We start from the raw sequence: 14,881 nt of genomic DNA, 5'->3' as shown, positions 1-14,881 counted from the left end.
GTAGGCTGCCACTCGTGCAGAGATGGCGAGGTCTCGACGAGGTACCTGCCGATTGGGGCCGTTGCGTTCTCACTATCGGTGTATTCGACGGTGTCCACAGGGGGCACGCGCAGCTGATCAGTCGTGCCGTCAAGGCCGCCAGCGAGCGCGGGATCCCCAGTGTGGTCATGACTTTCGACCCCCACCCGATGGAGGTGGTGCGGCCGGGCAGTCATCCGGCGCAGCTGACCACCCTGGCCCGCCGGGCGGAGCTGGCGGAGGAGCTGGGCGTCGACGTGTTCTGCGTGATCCCGTTCACGCCGGAGTTCATGAAGCTCAGCCCCGAGCGGTACGCGCACGAGATCCTGGTCGAACGCCTGCACGTGGCGGAGGTCGTGGTCGGCGAGAACTTCACCTTCGGGAAGAAGGCGGCCGGCAACGTCGAGATGCTGCGGCAGATCGGAGCCCGGTTCGGATTCGCGGTCGACGGCGTCAACCTGCTGGCCGAGCACGCGGTGACCTTCTCCTCGACCTACATCCGGTCCTGCGTCGACGCCGGCGACGTCGCGGCCGCGGCCGAGGCGTTGGGCCGACCGCACCGGGTCGAGGGAGTGGTGGTGCGCGGCGACGCACGCGGCCGCGCCCTCGGCTTCCCGACCGCGAACCTCGCGCCGCCGACGCACGCGGCGATCCCCGCGGACGGGGTGTACGCGGCGTGGTTCACGGTGCTCGGACCCGGGCCGGTGGCAGGCAACGTGACGATCGGGGAGCGGTACCCGGCGGCGGTCTCGGTGGGCACCAACCCGACCTTCTCGGGGCGCACCCGCACCGTGGAGGCCTTCGTCCTCGACGCCGAGGCCGACCTGTACGGCCAGCACGTTGCGGTCGACTTCGTCGAGCGGGTGCGGGGCATGGAGAAGTTCGACTCCGTCGAGGCGCTGGTCGAGGAGATGCACCGGGACACGCAGAAGGTGCGCGAGATCCTGGCACGGACGGCCCTGCCGCCCCGAGACTGACGCCGCCGGGTGGCGGAGACGCCCTGCTGGCCCTGGTAGGATGCCTTCTGGTGTGTGCTGCGGTCCGCGGTGGCGACACCTGTTCCACCCAGTGCGCGGACGTCAGTTGAGGAGATTTACAGTGGCGTTGACCACCGAAGAGAAGAAGGCCGTCCTCGCAGAGTACGGCGTGCACGAGACCGACACCGGTTCGCCGGAGGCGCAGGTGGCAATGCTCACCAAGCGCATCGTCGACCTCACCGAGCACCTGAAGATGCACAAGCACGATCACCACTCCCGCCGCGGCCTGCTGCTGCTGGTCGGACGTCGTCGTCGTCTGCTCAAGTACATCCAGAAGGTGGACATCGCGCGTTACCGTTCGCTGATCGAGCGCCTGGGTCTGCGTCGATAGTCATCCGACGCGCCCTGCCGACCAGTGCGGCTTGACCGGTAGCCAGCGAAGCTCACCCGTAGGATGAGCCTCGCTGGCTACCGGCGTATGTCGGGTCGGCACACCTGCTCCACGATCCACCCGCACGAGAGATTCACCGCAGTACCTAGAGATACGAAGTAGCACCAGGATCCATGGGGATCCAGCCGTACGCACCCGCCAGGCGTGGCGTCGGTCCTCGGTAGTGGCCACTCGGCCGGCCGTCAACACGTGACGGCCACCGGAGGGCTTCGATCGATGACCGCCTCCGCGCAGAGGGAACGCCCTCACCACGGTGCGTCGTCGCAGCCGTCGATGGCAGCGACGATCACGCGGATACGGCAAAGACGAGAGGGAAGAGAAGAGAAAAGATGTCAGACAATTCCGCAGTAGAGATCGACGAGGGTGTGTTCGAGTCCACCGCCGTGATCGACAACGGGAGCTACGGCACCCGCACCATTCGTTTCGAGACCGGTCGCCTCGCCCAGCAGGCCGCCGGCGCCGTCGTCGCCTACCTGGACGACGAGACCATGATGCTGTCGGCCACCACGGCCAGCAAGCACCCCAAGGAGCACTTCGACTTCTTCCCCCTCACGGTGGACGTCGAGGAGCGCATGTACGCCGCGGGCCGCATCCCCGGCTCGTTCTTCCGTCGGGAGGGCCGCCCCTCCACCGACGCGATCCTGACCTGCCGCCTGATCGACCGGCCGCTGCGCCCGTCCTTCGTCGACGGCCTGCGCAACGAGATCCAGGTCGTTGTCACGATCCTGAGCCTCGATCCCAAGGACCTCTACGACGTGGTCGCGATCAACGCCGCCTCGGCGTCGACGCAGATCGCGGGCCTGCCGTTCTCCGGCCCCGTCGGCGGCGTGCGCGTCGCGCTGCTCACCTCGGACGAGAACAAGGCCGGCCAGTGGGTCGCCTTCCCGACCGTCGAGCAGCTCGAGAACGCCGTCTTCGACATGGTCGTCGCCGGCCGCGTCGTCTCCGGCTCCGGTGACAACGCCGACGTCGCGATCATGATGGTCGAGGCCGAGGCTCCCGCACACGTGATCAGCCTGATCGAGGGCGGCGCGCAGGCGCCGACCGAGGCGATCGTCGCGCAGGGCCTCGAGGCCGCCAAGCCGTTCATCGCCCGCCTGTGCGCGGCGCAGACGGCGCTGGCCGCCAAGGCCGCCAAGCCGACCGGCGACTACAAGGTCTTCCCGGCGTACCAGGACGACGTCTTCGCCGCCGTCGAGGCCGCCGCGACCGCTCCGCTGAGCGCCGCGCTGTCCATCGCCGGCAAGCAGGAGCGCGACGACAAGACCGACGAGGTCAAGGTCGAGGTCCTCGAGAAGGTCGCCCCGAACTTCGAGGGTCGCGAGAAGGAGATCGGCGCGGCGTTCCGCTCGCTGACCAAGAAGCTCGTCCGCCAGCGGATCCTCAAGGACCACTTCCGCATCGACGGCCGTGGCATCACCGACATCCGGTCGCTCTCGGCCGAGGTCGCCGTGATCCCGCGGGCGCACGGCTCCGCGCTGTTCGAGCGTGGCGAGACCCAGATCATGGGCGTCACCACCCTCGACATGGTCAAGATGGCGCAGCAGATCGACTCGCTGGGCCCCGAGACCAGCAAGCGCTACATGCACCACTACAACTTCCCGCCGTACTCCACCGGTGAGACGGGCCGCGTCGGTTCGCCGAAGCGTCGCGAGATCGGCCACGGCGCCCTCGCCGAGCGCGCCCTGCTGCCGGTGCTGCCGAGCCAGGACGAGTTCCCGTACGCGATCCGTCAGGTCTCCGAGGCGCTCAGCTCCAACGGCTCCACCTCGATGGGCTCCGTCTGCGCCTCGACGCTGTCGCTGCTCAACGCCGGTGTGCCGCTGAAGGCCCCGGTCGCCGGCATCGCGATGGGCCTGGTCTCCGACCAGGTCGACGGCGAGACCCGGTATGTGGCGCTGACCGACATCCTCGGCGCCGAGGATGCATTCGGCGACATGGACTTCAAGGTCGCGGGCACCAAGGACTTCGTGACGGCCCTGCAGCTGGACACCAAGCTCGACGGCATCCCGTCCAAGGTCCTCGCCGGCGCGCTGGCGCAGGCGCACGACGCCCGGACCACCATCCTGGAGGTCATGGCCGAGGCCATCGACACCCCGGACGAGATGAGCCCGTTCGCCCCGCGCGTGACGGCCATCAAGGTCCCCGTCGACAAGATCGGCGAGGTCATCGGGCCCAAGGGCAAGATGATCAACTCGATCACCGAGCAGACCGGTGCCAACATCTCCATCGAGGACGACGGCACCGTGTTCGTCGGCGCCACCGATGGACCGTCTGCGCAGGCCGCGATCGACATGATCAACGCCATCGCCAACCCCCAGCTGCCCAAGGTGGGCGAGCGGTTCCTCGGCACGGTCGTCAAGACCACCGCCTTCGGCGCCTTCGTCTCGCTGCTCCCGGGCCGTGACGGGCTGGTGCACATCTCGAAGCTGGGCAACGGCAAGCGGATCAACAAGGTCGAGGACGTCGTCAGCATCGGCTCCAAGCTGCGCGTCGAGATCGCGGACATCGACAACCGCGGCAAGATCTCGCTGGTCCCGGTCGAGGACGACGCCGCCGCGGCGGACGCCCCGGCCGCCGACGCGGGTGCCGACTCCTAAGTCGTTCCCCCGGCAGCAACCGGCAGAACCCGGCGCCCCCGCACGAACATTCGTGCGGGGGCGCCGTCGGTTTCTGCGCGTGCCACCGAAGTCCGGTCTCGGCTGGATCCGCCGCACTAGGCGCAGGCAGGCTCGTTTCCGGATGGCAACAGGTGGGCCGGCGGCGGCGGAAGGGCTGGTGACGGGCGCCACAGCACGATCTCGTGTGTAGTCTGTGATGCCCGAGCTTGCACAGCTCAGCCGCCCTGCCCGCACAGCTCAGAGGAACCGCTGACCACATACATGGCCGACATCGAACACCTTCGCACCCCCTCGTCGACCCCGAAGGTGGGTGCGCGCGCCTCGGACGACGCGGGCGTCCGCCGCACCGTGCTGCCGGGGGGACTGCGCGTCGTCACCGAGCACATGCCCGGGGTGCGTTCCGCCTCCGTCGGAGTCTGGGTGGGCGTCGGGTCCCGCGACGAGAAGCCGTCCGTGGCCGGCGCCGCGCACTTCCTCGAGCACCTGCTGTTCAAGTCGACGCCGACGCGCAGCGCGTTGGAGATTGCGCAGGTAGTCGACGGCATCGGCGGCGAACTCAACGCCTTCACCTCCCGCGAGCACACCTGCTTCTACGCCCACGTCCTCGACGAGGACCTGGCGCTGGCCGTGGACATGGTCAGCGACGTGGTGCTGCGGGGGCGGTGCCTGTCCGAGGACGTCGACGTCGAACGCCAGGTGGTGCTCGAGGAGATCTCGATGCGCGACGACGACCCCGAGGACCTGCTCGGCGACGAGTTCCTCACCGCGCTGTTCGGCGACCACCCCGTCGGCCGGCCGGTGATCGGCTCGACCGAGTCCATCGAGTCGATGACCCGGGCCCAGGTGCACTCGTTCCACGTCCGCCGGTACACCCCGGAGCGGATGGTCGTCGCGGTGGCCGGCAACGTCGACCACGACGAGACCGTGGAACTGGTGCGGCGCAGCTTTGCCGGGCACCTGCGCGACGGCGCGGAGCCGGCTGCGCGGCGCGAGGGCACCCTGCGACTGCGGACGTCGCCGGAGCTGACCCTGCTGTACCGGGACAGCGAACAGGCCCACCTGTGCATGGGCGTGCGGGGCTACGGCCGGCACCAGGGTCACCGGTGGGCGCTGTCGGTACTCAACACCGCGGTCGGCGGCGGCCTGAGTTCGCGTCTCTTCCAGGAGATTCGGGAGTCCCGCGGGCTGGCGTACTCGGTGTACTCGAGCGTCGACACGTTCGCCGACACCGGCGCGTTCTCGGTGTACGCGGGCTGCCAGCCGGAGAATCTGGCCGAGGTGACCACCCTGATCCGCGAGGTGCTGGCCGACGTCGCCGCGAACGGGCTGACCGACGCCGAGGTGGCCCGGGCCAAGGGCTCGATCCGCGGCGGGATGGTGCTCGGGCTCGAGGACTCCGGCTCCCGGATGCACCGGATCGGGCGCGCCGAGCTGAACTACGGCAGTCACCGCAGCATCACCGAGACGCTGGCGCGGATCAACGAGGTGACCGCGGACGAGGTGCGCGCGGTGGCGGCGGAACTGCTCTCCCGGCCGTTCGCGGCGTCGGTGGTCGGGCCGTACCGGCGCAAGCGGGACCTGCCTGCGGTCGTGCGCGGGATCGTCTAGTGCCCACCGCGGCCCCGTCGGGCCTGACGCGTCGGCTCCGCGAGCGGCGGTCCTGGCCGCTGCTGGTGGCAGTCGCGGTCAGCCTGGTGATGCTGTTCTCGCCGGGCTCGACGGTGCCCGGAGGTCCGCCGAACTCCGACAAGGTCACGCACTTCCTGATGTTCGCGGTGCTGGTCTACGCGGCCCGGCACGCGGGCCACCGGGTGGTCGCGGTCGCGTTGTGGGCGGCCGCGTACGCGGCGGCCAGTGAGGTGCTGCAGGGCCTGCTGCCGATCCACCGCAGCGGCTCGGTCTGGGACGCGGCCGCGGACCTGCTCGGGGTGGCAGTCGGGCTGCTGTTGTTCCGGGCCTGGCAGGTCCGGACCCGACGCGCATGACCGTCCGCCGGTCCGGCCGCAACTGGGTCCGGTGGGAGATGACCATCGCCGCGGCGCTCGGCGCCGCGACCGCCGCGGTGATGATGGCCGCCGCACCGTCCGCTGTCCCGGTCGCGACGGTGCTCGGAGGTCTGATCGGTGCGATGGTCGGCGGCGCGGCCGTGGCCGGCGGGTGCTACGCGCTGGCCTCCGTCGCGCACTGGCCGCCGTCGTCCCGCGGCCGGTGGCGCCAGCGTTTCGCGGTGTGCTCGGCGGCCGGGGTGTTGCTGCTGGTCGGTGGGTTCGTGGTGCTGATCCTGATGAGTGGCGGCGCGTCCACGCCGTCACGGGCCGACGTGTCGGTCCTCGCCGGCGTCCCGGTCGGATTCTCGCTGCTGGCCTACCTGTTCGCCCTCGTGCTCTGCCCGCCGCCCGCGGCGCCCGCTGCCGCGCGGAACGGCGACGCCCCCGTTGCGTAGGCTTTCCCACGAGAAGCTTCTGGTGATCGGACTTAAGTGAGGGACGCGTGAGCGCAGCAGCACCCATCAGGGTCGGAGTACTCGGCTCGAACGGCAAGGTTGGCCGCGCCATCTGCGAGGCCGTCGAGGCGTCCGCCGACCTCGAACTCGTCGCGACCGTCGACCAGGGTGACCGGATCGAGAAGTTCGTCGACGCCCGCACCCAGGTCGTCGTCGACTTCACCCACCCCGACGTGGTGATGGACAACCTGAAGTTCCTGGTCGCCAACCGGATTCACGCCGTCGTCGGCACCACCGGCTTCGACGACGCGCGCCTGGCGCAGGTGCGCGTCTGGCTCGACGAGAACCCGACGGTGGGCGTGCTGATCGCGCCGAACTTCGCGATCGGTGCGGTGCTGTCGATGCGGTTCGCCGAACAGGCCGCCCGCTTCTTCGACTCCGTCGAGGTCATCGAGCTGCACCACCCGCACAAGGCGGACGCGCCGTCGGGCACCGCCTACCGCACGGCCGCGCTGATCGCAGCGGCCCGTGCGAAGGCCGGCGTCGGGATCAGCCCGGACGCCACCAGCACCGAGCTCGAGGGTGCCCGCGGCGCCGACGTGGACGGGGTGCGCGTGCACTCGGTTCGCCTGGCCGGACTGGTCGCGCACCAGGAGATCCTGCTGGGCACGCAGGGCGAGACCCTCACCATCCGGCACGACTCGATCGACCGGAACTCGTTCGCGCCCGGCGTGCTGCTGGGCGTGCGGGAGATCGGCTCCCGGCCGGGCCTGACCGTCGGCCTCGACCCGCTGCTCGACCTGTGAACTCCGGTTCCACCAAGGTGGTCGCCACGATCGCGGGGATCATCGTGGCGCTCTCGTTCTACTTCGTCCTGCTCGGACAGCGCGGTGTCGCGCTGATCCAGGACGGGCGAGCGGTCCCGGTGGGGCTGGGCATCGCCGTGCTGGTGCTGCCGCTGCTCGGCGTCTGGATGGTCTTCGCCACCGTGCGGTCCGGGCTGCAGCACCAGCGGCTGGCCGCCCGGATCCGCGAGGAGGGCCTCGAGCTCGACGTCTCGGAGCTGCCGAAGCGGCCGTCGGGCAAGGTCGAGCGCGACGCCGCCGACGAGCTGTTCGCGCAGGTCAAGTCCGAGTGGGAGGCCGATCCTGACAACTGGCGCAACTCCTACCGGCTGGCCCGGGCGTACGACTACGCGGGTGACCGCGGCCGGGCCCGGGAGACCATGAAGCGGGCCGTCGCGCTCGAAGAGGCCGAACGCGAGGCCTGACGAACGGGAAGCCGTAGTCTGCTGCTGTGACCGAAGTACCCGCCGGTGGGCGCACCCTGCTCGTGGTGCACCACACCCCCTCGCCGCCCACCAGGGAGCTGCTCGAGGCGGTGCTCGCGGGCGCCAACGACCCCGAGATCGACGGGGTGACGGTGCGCGCGGTGCCGGCGCTCGGAGCCACCGTGCCCGACGTGCTCGCCGCGGACGGCTACCTGTTCGGCACCAGCGCCAACTTCGGCTACATGTCCGGTGCGCTCAAGCATTATTTCGCCAGTTGCCCCTCTATTAACTGTTCCTTGAGGTCAGCGGCATGAGCGCCCAACTGTGGGCGATCGTGGGTGTCGCTGTCGGAGCTCTCCTGTCGTTCTCTGGGCAGTGGCTCCTCGCGCGTCAACAGCGATCCGGTGACCGCGATCGTGAGTTGCGAGGACTGCAGCGCGAGGTCTACACGCGACTTCTCGCCGCAGTGCACCGGACCGACCAAGCCGTAACCAAGTTTGTGAGTAACGACCCCAATGAGGTCGCAGCATTCGAGGAGCTGCGTCAGGCGAACATCGAGGCCCAGGACTGCATCGCCGCAATCGGCCTCATATCGCCGCGTGATTCCTACGATGCTGCGTGTCAGCTCGTGGATGCGTCCCTCCAGTCGTGGGAAGGCGGAACGAATTCGACGGCCAATGCCAAGCGTCGGGATGGCGCATCCACGGCCTTTATCACCCTTGCGCGCAGGGATATTGGTGTGAAGCTGCCGTGACAGCACTTCTGCGGGTGAGTCCCGTCGCGACGAGGAAGGCAGGCTAGATGCCACGGATTCTGATCATCCACCACACACCGTCGCCCTACTGCCAAGCGATGTTCGAGGCCGTGATCTCAGGTGCCACTGACCCTGAGATCCAGGGCGTGGAGGTTGTGCGCCGTGCAGCTCTCTCAGTGTCATCCTCGGACTTCCTGGAGGCTGATGGTTACCTCCTGGGGAGCCCTGCGAACCTGGGATATGTGAGCGGCGCTTTGAAGCACGCATTCGACTGCTCGTACTACCAGATCCTGGACTCGACACGCGGGAGACCCTTCGGGCTGTACCTCCATGGCAATGAAGGCACTGAGGGAGCTGAGAAGGCAGTGGACTCCATCACCACAGGGCTGGGCTGGGTGAAAGCTGCTGACTACGTGGTGGTCTCAGGCAAGCCGAGCAAGGATGCCCTCGCAGCGTGCTGGGAGCTCGGCGCTACGGTTGCTGCTCAGCTGATGGAGAGCTGAGCGGGTGCTGCTTCGCGGTAGTCGCCCATGCGATCAGGCGCACCGTGTGGGGGCAACGGGATGGAACTTGACCAAGGTGGGGTTTGTGATTCAGGGAGGTTTGGTCAATTGAGTAGCCTATTCGGATACTACGATTCGTTTTTTCCCCGGGGGTATCGGTCGAGAGGCTGTATCTACGCGCACCCGGTCGAAGAATGCTTGATCCCCGGTGTTGAAGACCGATTTAAAGAGTCGGTGTACTTTGTGAGTGAGATGGAGTCCGGGTACCACGACCCGCAAAAGTTTCGTTACTCATTAGGTGGATTTCTTGCCGCGTTCGGATCGATTCCGGAGCTCTTGACCAAGGAGCTTGAACGGAAGGGGCGCTGGAGTGAATGGAAGCGTTATCGGGACGATTCCCGCCTGCAGATTGCGGTCAATGAGTACGAGCCTGCCTTAAAGGTTGCTCGCAACATCAATATTCATCAAAAGTCAGTTTTCGACGGCAGTATCTGTGAAATTGGACTCTACCGGGGTCGGCGGCACAAGATGAGTCTCGGGCCGAAGATCGACTGGGATATATCCAGCCCGGAGCTGATCGATCGTTTGTGGAATTCTGAATTTGGCAAGATGATGTTGGACAAAGAGCATTCCGCAATCGGCGAGCAATACGGGGTCCGGCGAATCTATAGGCTGACGGCAATTGCGAAAGATCTTCCAGACTCTGATAAAGAGCTTGATATCTTGCAGATTTCTCGCCGAGCATTGCTAAGAACCCATGACATCCTGGGTTTCACTCACACAATGGATGGGTCGAAAGTCGACCTCCTGGATGGTAAGCAGATAGTCAGCGACTTTACCTATTCGCAGGTTACTGTACTGCTTGAAAGTGATGTACATCCTCACTTGCTCACCGAATGGGATTGGCCGGACCTGGGTGAAGAATTGTGGCCCGTGGCAAACTATTAGTGGTGATGCATAGCGTTTGGGGGGTCGCCGGGAACAATCTCCGGCGTCGGCCAGCCCTACGTGAAGTCACGCCTTCCGTATCTGTCGGTCCTCGCCTCTACGCTCTCCCGTCAGCGGGGCTGAAGCCCGGCGCGGGACACAATCGCCGCTCAGCTAGCGAGAGGCGAGCACCATGGAATCTATTGCGACCGCTGGACAGTTCTGGACGCCTGAGGGCGCGGTCTGAACTACTCAACCCCACGAGTCAACCGAAGTGGGGGCAGTTCCAAGATCTACCTGCGTGGGTTCGCGGACGATCGCGAGTGGATAACCACACTGCGGTTGCCGGGCGACAAGAGTTACACCCAGTACATCGAGAAGTCCGCCGCCATCAAGCACTTCTTCGACACCGTCTACTACCCGTGCCTCGACGCCGTCGCCGGCCGACCGTTCGGGCTGTGGGTGCACGGCAACAACGACACCGCCGGGGCGGCGCGCTCGGTGGACAAGATCGTCTCCGGCCTGGCGCTGACCAGGGTGGCGCATACGGTGGAGATCACCGGAGGGGTCGACGCCGCGGCCCGGGAACGGTGCTACGAGCTGGGTGCGACGGTCGCGGTGACGCTCGCGGAGGGCTGACGCTCGCGAAGACCCGTGCGGCCGAGGTGTCACTCGGCCGTCGGGGTCCTGAATCGAGGTGGGGACTGTCGTACCCCGATGGCATGGTGAACACATGCGGGAACTGAGTGCCGACACTGCCCGGCGGATCGCCCTCGGGGCGCAGGGCTTCGCCGAGCCGCGTCCCGCCGCGCCCACCCGTCGGCACCTGCTCGCGACCGTGCGTCGCACCGGACTACTTCAGCTCGACTCGGTGTCCGTCGCCGTCCGGGCCCACTACATGCCGGTGTTCAGCCGGGTCGGGAACTACGACCGCGCCGTGCTCGAGTCCGCGTCCTGGCGGCATACCGCGGCGAAACCGCGTGCGCTGGTGGAGTACTGGGCACACGAGGCGGCGCTGATCCCGGTCGAGGACTGGCCGCTGCTGCGCTGGCGGATGCGTGAGTACGAGGCTGGTCGCTGGGCAGGCGCGCAGCGGGTGCTCGAACGCAACCCCACCCTGGGCCGGGACGTGCTCGACGTCATCGCCGAGGTGGGCGCCGCGAGCGCGGGCGAGGTCGAGCGACAGCTCGAACTGGAGGTGCGGGGGCGGGGCGGGCCCTGGTGGGACCGCAGCGACACCAAGGTGGTCTGCGAGCAGCTGTTCTCCGCGGGCGCCCTGTCGGTGGGCAAGCGGGTCGGATTCGTCCGGCACTACGACCTCGCCGAGCGGGTGATCCCGGACGGCGTCGTCTCCCTCCACCTCGACGAGGCCGACGCGGTACGAGAACTCGTCCGGCGTTCCGCCCGCGCGCTCGGGGTGAGCACCGAGGCCGACCTGCGCGACTACTACCGGCTGTCGGCAGGGCAGGCCAGGCGGGCGATCGCCGAACTGGTGGACGACGGTGCGCTGACACCCGTCGCGGTCCGCGGATGGGACGCGCAGGCGTACCTGTTCGCCGGCGCCCGCGCGCCGCGGGCGATCAGCGGGTCCGCGCTGCTCTGCCCGTTCGACCCGCTCGTCTTCTTCCGTCCCCGGACGCAACGGATCTTCGGCTTCCGGTACCGGCTCGAGATCTACACCCCGCAGCACAAGCGGGTGCACGGGTACTACGTCTTCCCGTTCCTGCTCGACGGTGAACTGGTCGCGCGGGTGGATCTCAAGGCCGACCGCGGGACGGGCCTGCTGCAGGTGCCCGGAGCGTTCGTCGAGTCCGGCCACGACGCGGGCCGGGTTGCGGAGGCGCTCGCGGCGAGCCTGCGCGAGATGGCGCAGTGGCTCGGGCTCGACGATGTCAGGGTGGGGGAGCGCGGCGACCTGGCCGCGGCGCTTGCCCGGTGCGTCGCCTGAGTGGTGCGTCGGGGCGGCGCCGGGCCTGTGCAGGTGCCCGTCTCGGCGATGCCCGGCACGGGTTGCGTGCCGCGGGTCAGGTCCGGTCGTGGCCGTCCACGGTGATGTCGACGAGTTCGTTGTAGAACGCGATGCGGCCGGCGATTGCGGCGACCGCGGGGTACGGGCGCGAGTAGGACCAGGCGACGCCCTCCACACCCGGTGCGTCCCAGTACTCCTCGGCGTCGCCCTTGTACGGGCAGTGGGTGCGGTGTGCTCTGGCGGTGAGCGTGCCGAGGTCCACATCCTCCCGGGGCAGGTAGTACCGAGTCGGTAGCCCGGTCTCGAAGAGCAGCACAGGTCCAGATGACTCGGCCAGCACGACGCCGCCGAGCCTGACGGTGACGTGACGGGAACTCGGCAGTGCGTCGACCCGTGCATGAGGATCGCGAGGGTGGCCGGAGACTTCCTCGTCCTCCTCCAGCCAGCGGTCGAGCAGGCCCGGCTCCCAGGAGAAGACGATGTGGTCGGTCAGCGCCGGGTCGTCGTGGATCCACGCGGCGTTCCGGAGGGTCCGGCCGCCCTCTGTCTGCAAGTCGAACCACTCGCTGACCGGGCCGTGCGGACCGTAGAAGGGGTGCCTGGACTCCGGTTCCGAACCGGGCCGCAGCAGATCGGTCCGCACGTCCTCGCGCGGATAGGCATACGCGGGAACCGGGAACGGGTCTTCCCAGAAGAGCAGCGGCGCATAGCTGTCGACGACAACGGTGTCGCCCGCAAGTCCTCGCACCCATCGATCGCTGGGTTCAGTCCGCACACGATCAGGCTAGTCCCGGATGCCGCCTGCCGCGCCGGTCGACGCGGCGGCGGTGTCGTGCCGCCGCGTCGACCGGGATGCTCAGAAGCTCTCGGCGAACTTCGTCAGACCCTTCGAGGCGGTCTCGAGCGCCGTCTTCTGCGCCTTCTTGACGATGAATCCGGGCAGCGGGATCTTCGGGTCGACGGTCAGGTCGAACTTCACCCGGGTACCGCCGTCGATCGGCGTCAGCGTGTAGGAGCCGTCCTGCTTGTTCTGCTGGCCGCTCTCTACGAGGGTCCAGGACATGCCGTTGTCGCCGTCCCAGTCGTAGTCCACGACCTGCTCGTCGCTGATCCCGACGACGGAGACGACCATCCGGACGCGGTGCGGGCGGCCGTCGGGGTGGGTGGACTCGATGGTGACCGACTTGTGGGCCGAGGACCACTCGCCGAGTCGGTCGACCGCGACGATCGCGGCCATCACGGTGGCCGGGTCGGCCTTGATGTCGAATTCCTTGCTGCCGGACACGGCCATCTGGCTACCCCATATCTGTGATTGCGCACTCTGCGGCGCCGGACGCGTCGCGTCGTGCACCGGTGACGCGCAATTAGACCACCCGGGGGCGCGGGGCGCCGGTATGCCGGGCCGGGGTCAGTTCTCGTCGCGGCGGTCCCTGCGGTTCTGCCCGCGCAGGGCGTCCTGGACGGCTTGTCCGACCCACGAGTTCAACGACATCCCGTTCTGCGAGGCGGCGTCCTCGGCGCGGGCCTTCATCTGCTCGACCAGGCGCAGCGTCACCCGCGAGATGTCCCCGGTGACGTCGTCGAAGGTGGTGCCGGGGCCCGCGTCGGCGGGGGTGTCGCCGTCGGCGGATTCCTTGCGGGTGACCTCGAAGCCGGCCTGGTTGCCGTCGAACCGCACGTGCACGGTGCGGTCGCCGAGCTCGGCCGACACCTCGCTGGCGAGGTCGGACAGAGCGGCCAGCAGCATCAGTCGGGCCGAGTTCTCGGCGGCGCCGGCGAGGGCCTCGGCGATCCGGCGGGTGTTCTCGTCACCGAGTGCCGCGGCGGCGATCAGGTCGGTGCGCAGCGTCTGGGTGTAGTCCGAGAGGTTCATGAAGTCAGTGTGACGTCACTAGTGGCGTCAGTCAACCTTTCAGTGACGTCACACCGACCTGCGGGTGATGTCAGACGAGCAGCTTGGCCTTCAGTGCCGCGATGTCGGCATCGGTCAACCCGAGGCCCTCGCGCACGTAGTTGTCGAAGCTGCCGTACTTCGCGTCGGCGGTGGCGAACGAGGAGTCCAGCCACTCCTGCTTGACGCCGGCGCCGCCGAGCGATCCCGTGAGGGACGAACCGCCCTCCTCGACGTACTCGTTGGTCAGCATGTAGTCCGCGTTCACGGTGGCCCGGTCCACGCCGAGGATCGTCAGCAGTACCGCGGTGGTCCAGCCGGTCCGGTCCTTGCCCTGGCTGCAGTGGTAGAGCACGCTGCCGTCGGTCTCGCGGATGTCGCGCAGCACGGAGGCGAACGCCTCGCTGGCGCCGGGGGCCTCGATGAACGCGACGTACGCCAGGCTGAGGTCCGCGGCAGTGGCGGGCGATGCCTTGCCGAGTACGTCGTACCAGTTCGAGGTCGCGCCGGCGGGCAACTTGTCCGGCTGCAGGACTCGTTCGTACACGGTGCGCAGGTCGTCGACGACCTTGACGTTCAGGCCCTCCAGCTTGGTGAGGTCCGCGGGGGTCAGCTTGTTGAGTGCGTCCGTGCGGAAGACCGCGCCGGTCTTGACGGTCTTGCCGTCGACGGTGGAGTATCCGCCCACGTCGCGGGCGTTCGGGGCGCCCTCGAGGTGCAGTGAGTGGTCGACGGCCGCGGCGACCGCCGCGGGCGGGGCGGCCAGGGCGGCGCCGACGGGTCCGCCGACGAACAGTGTGGCACCGGCGGTGAGTGCGGCGGCCGCGCGAATCACGCGCAGGCGGGTGGGGCTGAGGGTCATTGAGGCGCTCCATCTCGAGAACGGATACCGATCCGCGGGCTGCGGCTTCGGTTTGACGCTGACGCTGTGTACACCCAGTTGATACACCGTCAACGCGAACGGCGGATGTCGATTGGGCAGACAACCTCGCCCGTCGGGGCTGGTGGGGTCTATGGTGCGGATGGGTTGTCGAAACCCGGTCGGCATCGACCGAGG

The 14,881-nt window shown here is 68.2% G+C and carries 16 protein-coding genes and 2 pseudogenes; 14 read left to right on the top strand and 4 right to left on the bottom strand.

Features of this window, described 5'->3' with window-relative positions; translation table 11 throughout:
- The first annotated feature begins 14 nt into the window (after positions 1-14).
- The 14 genes and pseudogenes from ACFO6S_RS04515 (at position 15) to ACFO6S_RS04450 (ending at position 11,912) form a co-directional block, all read left to right on the top strand.
- On the top strand, positions 15-995 hold the full coding sequence (locus tag ACFO6S_RS04515) for a bifunctional riboflavin kinase/FAD synthetase (RefSeq protein WP_378414536.1): 981 nt from the start codon (positions 15-17) through the stop codon (positions 993-995).
- 121 nt (positions 996-1,116) lie between these two features.
- A complete protein-coding gene (gene rpsO, locus ACFO6S_RS04510) occupies positions 1,117-1,386 on the top strand; it encodes a 30S ribosomal protein S15 (protein WP_378414534.1) in 270 nt (89 codons plus the stop codon).
- A 389-nt stretch (positions 1,387-1,775) separates the two neighbouring features.
- Entirely contained in the window at positions 1,776-4,046 is a 2,271-nt protein-coding gene (locus ACFO6S_RS04505) for a polyribonucleotide nucleotidyltransferase (protein WP_378414532.1), read from the top strand.
- Positions 4,047-4,328: 282 nt separating this feature from the next.
- A complete protein-coding gene (locus tag ACFO6S_RS04500) occupies positions 4,329-5,675 on the top strand; it encodes a M16 family metallopeptidase (RefSeq protein ID WP_378414530.1) in 1,347 nt (448 codons plus the stop codon).
- Positions 5,675-6,052 (top strand): VanZ family protein, encoded by a 378-nt coding sequence (locus ACFO6S_RS04495; protein WP_378414528.1) that lies wholly within the window; start codon positions 5,675-5,677, stop codon positions 6,050-6,052. The genes ACFO6S_RS04500 and ACFO6S_RS04495 overlap by 1 nt, the downstream gene beginning before the upstream one ends.
- Positions 6,049-6,510, top strand: coding sequence for a hypothetical protein (locus ACFO6S_RS04490; protein ID WP_378414526.1), 462 nt, complete (start codon positions 6,049-6,051; stop codon positions 6,508-6,510). Before ACFO6S_RS04495 ends, ACFO6S_RS04490 begins: the two co-directional genes overlap by 4 nt.
- Before the next feature lie 47 nt (positions 6,511-6,557).
- Positions 6,558-7,316, top strand: a complete 759-nt coding sequence (gene dapB / locus ACFO6S_RS04485; protein WP_378414524.1) for a 4-hydroxy-tetrahydrodipicolinate reductase — start codon at positions 6,558-6,560, stop codon at positions 7,314-7,316.
- The gene (locus tag ACFO6S_RS04480; protein ID WP_378414522.1) at positions 7,313-7,780 is read left to right on the top strand and encodes a hypothetical protein; all 468 of its coding nucleotides are present in this window, start codon (positions 7,313-7,315) and stop codon (positions 7,778-7,780) included. The genes dapB and ACFO6S_RS04480 overlap by 4 nt, the downstream gene beginning before the upstream one ends.
- Before the next feature lie 26 nt (positions 7,781-7,806).
- Positions 7,807-8,049: pseudogene (locus ACFO6S_RS04475) on the top strand (flavodoxin family protein); the annotation flags it as partial.
- Positions 8,050-8,090: 41 nt separating this feature from the next.
- Entirely contained in the window at positions 8,091-8,534 is a 444-nt protein-coding gene (locus ACFO6S_RS04470) for a hypothetical protein (RefSeq protein WP_378414520.1), read from the top strand.
- Positions 8,535-8,581: 47 nt separating this feature from the next.
- Positions 8,582-9,037: a flavodoxin family protein gene (locus ACFO6S_RS04465; protein ID WP_378414518.1), complete on the top strand. Its 456-nt coding sequence runs from the start codon at positions 8,582-8,584 to the stop codon at positions 9,035-9,037.
- Between the two features lie 243 nt (positions 9,038-9,280).
- Entirely contained in the window at positions 9,281-9,985 is a 705-nt protein-coding gene (locus ACFO6S_RS04460; protein ID WP_378414517.1) for a hypothetical protein, read from the top strand.
- Positions 9,986-10,345: 360 nt separating this feature from the next.
- Positions 10,346-10,603, top strand: a pseudogene (locus ACFO6S_RS04455) (flavodoxin); the annotation flags it as partial.
- 94 nt (positions 10,604-10,697) lie between these two features.
- Positions 10,698-11,912, top strand: coding sequence for a winged helix-turn-helix domain-containing protein (locus ACFO6S_RS04450; RefSeq protein WP_378414516.1), 1,215 nt, complete (start codon positions 10,698-10,700; stop codon positions 11,910-11,912).
- 76 nt (positions 11,913-11,988) lie between these two features.
- On the opposite strand, the gene ACFO6S_RS04445 is transcribed toward ACFO6S_RS04450, so the two are convergent.
- The 4 genes from ACFO6S_RS04445 to ACFO6S_RS04430 form a co-directional block, all read right to left on the bottom strand.
- Entirely contained in the window at positions 11,989-12,681 is a 693-nt protein-coding gene (locus tag ACFO6S_RS04445; protein ID WP_378414514.1) for a DUF427 domain-containing protein, read from the bottom strand.
- Between the two features lie 108 nt (positions 12,682-12,789).
- Positions 12,790-13,224: an SRPBCC family protein gene (locus tag ACFO6S_RS04440; protein ID WP_378414512.1), complete on the bottom strand. Its 435-nt coding sequence runs from the start codon at positions 13,222-13,224 to the stop codon at positions 12,790-12,792.
- A 117-nt stretch (positions 13,225-13,341) separates the two neighbouring features.
- Complete coding sequence (locus tag ACFO6S_RS04435; protein ID WP_378414510.1) at positions 13,342-13,806, bottom strand: hypothetical protein; 465 nt, start codon at positions 13,804-13,806, stop codon at positions 13,342-13,344.
- Between the two features lie 70 nt (positions 13,807-13,876).
- On the bottom strand, positions 13,877-14,686 hold the full coding sequence (locus ACFO6S_RS04430) for a tyrosine-protein phosphatase (RefSeq protein ID WP_378414508.1): 810 nt from the start codon (positions 14,684-14,686) through the stop codon (positions 13,877-13,879).
- Positions 14,687-14,881 lie beyond the last annotated feature (195 nt).

The sequence above is a fragment of the Rhodococcus kronopolitis genome (genome assembly GCF_042654025.1).
GTDB lineage: Bacteria > Actinomycetota > Actinomycetes > Mycobacteriales > Mycobacteriaceae > Rhodococcus_G > Rhodococcus_G kronopolitis.
The sequence above is the reverse complement of the archived record's forward strand: the minus strand, read 5'-3'. Positions and strand labels throughout refer to the sequence as shown.

Bases quoted from the DNA above. Each gene is read 5' to 3' on its own strand.
- ACFO6S_RS04505 (WP_378414532.1), top strand. From the start codon at position 1,776: ATGTCAGACAATTCCGCAGTAGAGATCGACGAGGGTGTGTTCGAGTCC.
- ACFO6S_RS04500 (WP_378414530.1), top strand. From the start codon at position 4,329: ATGGCCGACATCGAACACCTTCGCACCCCCTCGTCGACCCCGAAGGTG.
- ACFO6S_RS04490 (WP_378414526.1), top strand. From the start codon at position 6,049: ATGACCGTCCGCCGGTCCGGCCGCAACTGGGTCCGGTGGGAGATGACC.
- ACFO6S_RS04470 (WP_378414520.1), top strand. From the start codon at position 8,091: ATGAGCGCCCAACTGTGGGCGATCGTGGGTGTCGCTGTCGGAGCTCTC.
- ACFO6S_RS04465 (WP_378414518.1), top strand. From the start codon at position 8,582: ATGCCACGGATTCTGATCATCCACCACACACCGTCGCCCTACTGCCAA.
- ACFO6S_RS04450 (WP_378414516.1), top strand. From the start codon at position 10,698: ATGCGGGAACTGAGTGCCGACACTGCCCGGCGGATCGCCCTCGGGGCG.
- ACFO6S_RS04440 (WP_378414512.1), bottom strand. From the start codon at position 13,224: ATGGCCGTGTCCGGCAGCAAGGAATTCGACATCAAGGCCGACCCGGCC.
- ACFO6S_RS04435 (WP_378414510.1), bottom strand. From the start codon at position 13,806: ATGAACCTCTCGGACTACACCCAGACGCTGCGCACCGACCTGATCGCC.
- ACFO6S_RS04430 (WP_378414508.1), bottom strand. From the start codon at position 14,686: ATGACCCTCAGCCCCACCCGCCTGCGCGTGATTCGCGCGGCCGCCGCA.